General features: G+C 69.6%; 5 protein-coding genes and 2 pseudogenes. All 7 read left to right on the top strand.

The features are described from left to right. Window positions 1–220 (top strand): annotated as a pseudogene (locus R6V09_RS44090) (ATP-binding protein); the annotation flags it as partial. 175 nt (window positions 221–395) lie between these two features. Further along, complete coding sequence (locus tag R6V09_RS44085) at window positions 396–878, top strand: single-stranded DNA-binding protein (RefSeq protein WP_317887112.1); 483 nt, start codon at window positions 396–398, stop codon at window positions 876–878. A 288-nt stretch (window positions 879–1,166) separates the two neighbouring features. Continuing rightward, complete coding sequence (locus R6V09_RS44080) at window positions 1,167–2,582, top strand: Cys-Gln thioester bond-forming surface protein (RefSeq protein ID WP_317887111.1); 1,416 nt, start codon at window positions 1,167–1,169, stop codon at window positions 2,580–2,582. A gap of 74 nt (window positions 2,583–2,656) precedes the next feature. Next, the gene (locus R6V09_RS44075) at window positions 2,657–3,268 is read left to right on the top strand and encodes a hypothetical protein (protein WP_317887110.1); all 612 of its coding nucleotides are present in this window, start codon (window positions 2,657–2,659) and stop codon (window positions 3,266–3,268) included. Between the two features lie 127 nt (window positions 3,269–3,395). Next, the gene (gene ettA, locus R6V09_RS44070) at window positions 3,396–5,060 is read left to right on the top strand and encodes an energy-dependent translational throttle protein EttA (protein WP_317887109.1); all 1,665 of its coding nucleotides are present in this window, start codon (window positions 3,396–3,398) and stop codon (window positions 5,058–5,060) included. Window positions 5,061–5,065: 5 nt separating this feature from the next. Then, window positions 5,066–5,479: an acyl-CoA thioesterase gene (locus R6V09_RS44065; protein ID WP_317887108.1), complete on the top strand. Its 414-nt coding sequence runs from the start codon at window positions 5,066–5,068 to the stop codon at window positions 5,477–5,479. Continuing rightward, a pseudogene (locus tag R6V09_RS44060) lies at window positions 5,476–5,785 on the top strand (hypothetical protein); the annotation flags it as partial. The gene R6V09_RS44065 and the pseudogene R6V09_RS44060, both read left to right, overlap by 4 nt.

The raw sequence follows: 5,785 nt of genomic DNA, 5'->3' as shown, positions 1-5,785 counted from the left end.
CGGCATCATCGGCGGCCCGCTCGTCGAGTGGAGCTGCCGGATGGCGGCCCGCGGACCCGCCCGGCGCTACGGCCTGGACGCGGAGCGGCGGTTGAGGGAGGCGGCGGCGGGCTGCGGCCGGGCACGGGTGCTCGATCCGCTGGCCGCCGAGCTGCTGCGGTACCGGGAGGTGCGGGAGCAGTACGCGCGGGTCACAGGGGCGGGCGTCGGGGCCGGGTGAACCTCGGTCCGAACGTCGTTCCCTCGTCCGGGTGATGAGGTTTTCCACAGGTGGGCGGTGGTGCACAGCGCTCAGCGGGCTCGGCTCGGCGGAGGCAGTCTGACTGCAGCCGTACGGGACGGGCCCGTACGCGTTTCCGCCCGGCCGACGCGGCCGGGTGAGGGAGGGACGCACGATGAACGAGACCATGGTCTGCGCGGTGGGCAACGTGGCGACACCGCCGGTGTACCGGGAGTTGGCGGCGGGACCGTCGGCGCGGTTCCGGCTGGCGGTGACCTCGCGTTACTGGGACCGCGAGAAGAGCACATGGACGGACGGCCACACCAACTTCTTCACGGTGTGGGCCAATCGGCAGCTGGCCACGAACGTGGCGGCGTCGCTGACGGTGGGTGACCCGGTCGTCGTCCAGGGCCGGTTGAAGGTGCGTACGGAGGTGCGCGAGGGGCAGCCGAACCGGTCCTCGGCGGACCTCGACGCCGTGGCGATCGGCCACGACCTGGCGCGCGGCACCTCGGCCTTCCGGCGGGCCAACAGGCCGGACACGGCGGCCTCGCCGCCCCGGCCCGAGCCCGACTGGGAGACCCCGGCGGGGGATTCCGCCGACGCCTCCGAGCAACAGGACCGGCAGCAACAGGCCGAGCCCGTCGCGGTGTCGTGATGTCAGTGAATGCCCCGAGCTGATCGAACTACGGCTTATCCATGGCTTATCGATGAATGCGTTCCGAATGGCTCGGTGGATTTGTCGATAAGCCACGCTCGCAGGTGATCTTGGCGATAACGATTCCGATTCGGAACGGTTATCCGATCACCCGACTGGAGAACGTGGTGCGCCCGCGTCCTTAGGATGCCGGACATAGCTCGGGCACAGCTCTCGGCGCTACAGATTCTGCTGGTGGGACCACGCCACGCCCCCCACGCCCATGGGTCCTGCTCGAAGGGGAATTCCGTGTCTTCTGCGTTGTCTGTCTTCTCCGCGCTGTCACTACGTGGCCGGGGCGCCGTGCGCTTCGTCGCCGCGACCTGGGCGTGCGGACTTGTCGCCGCCGGTGTGCTGGCCGGCGCGGGCCCGGCCGTCGCCGACGAGACACCGCAGACCCAGGGCGGGGCGACGGCCACGATAGGCGGGCTCAAGACGTACGGCGACGCCGTGATCCACGACGCCGGCGGCAGCGATGTGCAGGTCTCCGCGGGCCTGTTCGAGATGTCCGTGGACGGCGGCGGCACCCTGCAGACGTACTGCGTCGATCTCCAGAACCCCACCCAGCGGGACGCCAAGTACCACGAGACCGCGTGGAGCGGCACGTCGCTGGCCGCCAACAAGAGCGCGGGCAGGATCCGTTGGATCCTGCAGCACTCCTACCCGCAGGTGAACGACCTCGCGGCGCTCTCCGCGAAGGCCGGCACCAAGGGCCTGACCGAGAGCGACGCGGCGGCCGGCACCCAGGTGGCCATCTGGCGCTACTCGGACGGCGCCGACGTCGACGCGGTCGACCCGCAGGCCGAGAAGCTCGCGGACTATCTGCAGAAGAGCGCGCGGGCCGTGGCGGAGCCGCAGGCCTCGCTGACCCTCGACCCGCCCGCGGTCTCCGGCCACCCCGGCGAGCGGCTCGGCCCGGTGACGGTGCACACCAACGCGAACGGGGTGACGCTGACACCGCCCGCGGACGCCGCCACGACCGGGGTGCGGATCGTCGACAAGGACGGCAAGGCCGTCACGTCCGCGGCGGACGGCAGCCAGGTGTTCTTCGACGTCCCCGAGAGCGCGGCGGACGGGTCGGCCGAGCTGACCGTGCAGGGCTCCACCACCGTGCCCGTCGGCCGGGCCTTCACCTCCGAGAACAGGAGCCAGACGCAGATCCTCGCCGGTTCCAGCGAGTCGACGGTCTCCGCCGCCGCCGACGCGGACTGGGCGAAGACGGGGGCGATACCGGCACTGTCGGCGCGGAAGAACTGCGTCGCGGGCGGCGTGGACATCACGGCGGCCAACGAGGGCGACGAGACGTTCACCTTCGCTCTCCTGGGGGTCGAGCACGGCATCGACGCAGGGGAGTCCCAGACGGTGACGATCCCGCTCCAGGAGGACCAGGCGTACGACTTCACGATCACGGCGCCGCACGGCTACGAGAAGCGGTTCGCCGGAGTCCTCGACTGCCGGACGCAGAGCGACGCGGGCGGCGCCGTGACACAGACGCTCAGCGAGCCCAGCCCCGCCACGGTGGGCGGCACCACCGTCGACACGAACCTCGCCGAGACGGGCGGCTCGGCCATCACCCCGATGATCACGGTCGTCGCCCTCGGCCTGGTCGGCATCGGCGCCACAGCCCTGATCCTGCTGCGGGACCGGAAGCCCGGGAAGGGCTGAGGAAGCGCCGACCGCCCGCCGGTGTTCCGGCTTTCCGGCGCAACTGCCGGCGCCTTCGGCGAGTCGTATCCGCCATGACCGATGCATGGATACGGCACGGCGAGGGGTTGTCGCCCGGCACCTTCGCGGCGGCGGGCGTCGGGAGCCTGGCTCTCGCCGCCTGGGCGAGCTGGAGCGACCTCCTGCTGCTGGTCTGGGGGCACGTGGTCCCCGGCTGGGAGGTGAGCGGTGTCGTCTTCGCGCTCGCCCTCGTCCTGTGGTGGACCTTCCTCCGGGCGGCCGGACGGGCGCAGGACGCGCGGCTTGCGAGGACGCGAGCGAGGTGGGTGTCACCGGTGAGCGCCGTGCTGATCGGCGTGGGGACGCTCGGCGTCGCCTGGGGAGCGGTGGCCGACTTGGGCGCGCGGTACTACGTGCTGCGCCCCACGGGCCCCGGCGGCTGTACGGCCGTGGTGCGGGAGACGTCGTTCCTCATGATCGGCAACGGCGACGCGTACGCGGTGGGGCGCACCGGCCTGGCGCTGGGCGAGGCGGGCTCCTGGGTGGTCGACGACGGGTACCGGCCCATCGCCGGCGGCACGTACGAGTTGGACTGGGGGCGGGACGGCGGCCTGCTGCTGATCAGCGGTACGAGTACCGATCCGGTCCTCCGAGGAGCAATGACCGACATCGACTGCGGATGGTGAGACAGGGCACCGGCCGAACCCCCAGCTCACAGCCCCCCGACCAAACGAGTTACCACCCAGGCCGGGACCTCAGGCAAGATGGACTACATCTGCCCACTCCAGATTTCAAGCTGCCGGACGGTTTCTCTTGGCTGAGTACATCTACACCATGCGCAAGACGCGCAAGGCGCACGGCGACAAGGTCATCCTTGACGATGTGACGCTGAGCTTCCTGCCCGGCGCGAAGATCGGTGTGGTCGGACCTAACGGTGCCGGTAAGTCCACCGTTCTCAAGATCATGGCGGGCCTTGAGCAGCCCTCCAACGGCGACGCCTTCCTGTCGCCGGGTTACAGCGTCGGCATGCTCCTCCAGGAGCCCCCGCTCGACGAGTCGAAGACGGTCCTGGAGAACGTGCAGGACGGCGCCGCCGAGATCATGGGCAAGCTCAGGCGCTTCAACGAGGTGGCCGAGGAGATGGCGACCGACTACTCGGACGCCCTGCTCGACGAGATGGGCAAGCTCCAGGAGGACCTGGACCACGCCAACGCGTGGGACCTGGACACCCAGCTGGAGCAGGCCATGGACGCCCTGGGCTGCCCGCCCGGCGACTGGCCCGTCACCAACCTCTCCGGTGGTGAGCGCCGCCGCGTCGCGCTCTGCAAGCTGCTGCTCGAAGCACCTGACCTGCTGCTGCTCGACGAGCCCACCAACCATCTGGACGCCGAGTCGGTCCAGTGGCTGGAGCAGCACCTCGCGAAGTACCCCGGCACCGTCGTCGCCGTCACCCACGACCGGTACTTCCTGGACAACGTCGCCGAGTGGATCCTCGAACTCGACCGCGGTCGCGCCCACCCCTACGAGGGCAACTACTCCACCTACCTGGAGAAGAAGGCCTCCCGCCTCAAGGTCGAGGGCCAGAAGGACGCCAAGCGCGCGAAGCGTCTGAAGGAGGAGCTGGACTGGGTCCGCTCCAACGCCAAGGGACGCCAGGCCAAGTCCAAGGCGCGTCTGTCGCGCTACGAGGAGATGGCCGCCGAGGCGGACAAGATGCGGAAGCTGGACTTCGAGGAGATCCAGATCCCGCCGGGCCCGCGCCTGGGCTCCATCGTCGTCGAGGTCAGCAACCTCTCCAAGGCCTTCGGCGACAAGGTCCTCATCGACGACCTCTCCTTCACGCTCCCGCGCAACGGCATCGTCGGCGTCATCGGCCCGAACGGCGCCGGCAAGACGACCCTCTTCAAGATGATTCAGGGCCTGGAGGAGCCGGACTCCGGTTCCATCAAGGTCGGCGAGACCGTCAAGATCTCCTACGTCGACCAGAGCCGCGAGAACATCGACCCCAAGAAGTCGTTGTGGGCCGTCGTCTCGGACGAGCTGGACTACATCAACGTCGGCCAGGTCGAGATGCCGTCCCGCGCCTACGTCTCCGCGTTCGGCTTCAAGGGCCCCGACCAGCAGAAGCCGGCCGGCGTCCTCTCCGGCGGTGAGCGCAACCGCCTCAACCTCGCGCTCACCCTCAAGCAGGGCGGCAACCTGCTGCTCCTCGACGAGCCGACGAACGACCTCGACGTCGAGACCCTGGGCTCGCTGGAGAACGCGCTCCTTGAGTTCCCCGGTGCGGCCGTGGTCGTCTCCCACGACCGGTGGTTCCTGGACCGGGTCGCCACCCACATCCTCGCCTACGAGGGTGACTCCAAGTGGTTCTGGTTCGAGGGCAACTTCGAGTCCTACGAGAAGAACAAGGTCGAGCGGCTCGGCCCGGACGCCGCGCGTCCGCACCGCGCCACCTACAAGAAGCTGACCCGGGGCTGATCTTCTTGCGCCACATCTACCGCTGCCCACTGCGCTGGGCGGACATGGACGCGTACGGCCACGTCAACAACGTGGTCTTCCTCCGCTACCTGGAGGAAGCCCGTATCGACTTCCTGTTCCGCCCGGACAAGGACTTCAAGCAGGGCTCGGTCGTGGCGCGCCACGAGATCGACTACAAACGCCAGCTCGTCCACCGGCACGCGCCCGTGGACATCGAGCTGTGGGTCACGGAGATCAGGGCGGCGTCCTTCACCATCACCTACGAGGTGAAGGACGGCGACCAGGTCTACGTCCGCGCCTCCACGGTCATAGTGCCCTTCGACTTCGAGGCACAACGACCGCGCCGGATCACCTCCGAGGAACGGGAGTTCCTGGAGGAATACCGGGACGACGACGAGGAGGAGGCCGTCGCGGCATGACGGTCCTCCACCTCGCCGACGAAGGGGAGGCAGCAGACTTCGCGGCCTTCCTCTCCCGGCTGCTCCACTACGACCGCGCCGCCGCGGTCCGCCTCCAGGCGGCCGGCACGGCACTCGCCGTCTTCGGGCGTCCGCCGTCCTTCGAGGTGCTCGCCATCCGCGCGGTGCGCCTCGCCAAGCCCTACGAGAACGGCCTCGACGCCACGCTCGACGTGACCGTCTCCGCCGGTGAACTCCTGGAATCCCTCGACGAGTCGGCGGCCACGGCGCGGGTACCGGCCGCGGTGACCGGCCCGCCGTGGGCCG

The organism is Streptomyces sp. W16, assembly GCF_033194735.1.
Taxonomy (GTDB): Bacteria; Actinomycetota; Actinomycetes; order Streptomycetales; family Streptomycetaceae; genus Streptomyces.
The sequence above is the reverse complement of the archived record's forward strand: the minus strand, read 5'-3'. Positions and strand labels throughout refer to the sequence as shown.

Coding starts and splice junctions, on each gene's coding strand:
- R6V09_RS44085 (WP_317887112.1), top strand. CDS start 396: ATGAACGAGACCATGGTCTGCGCGGTGGGCAACGTGGCGACACCGCCG.
- R6V09_RS44075 (WP_317887110.1), top strand. CDS start 2,657: ATGACCGATGCATGGATACGGCACGGCGAGGGGTTGTCGCCCGGCACC.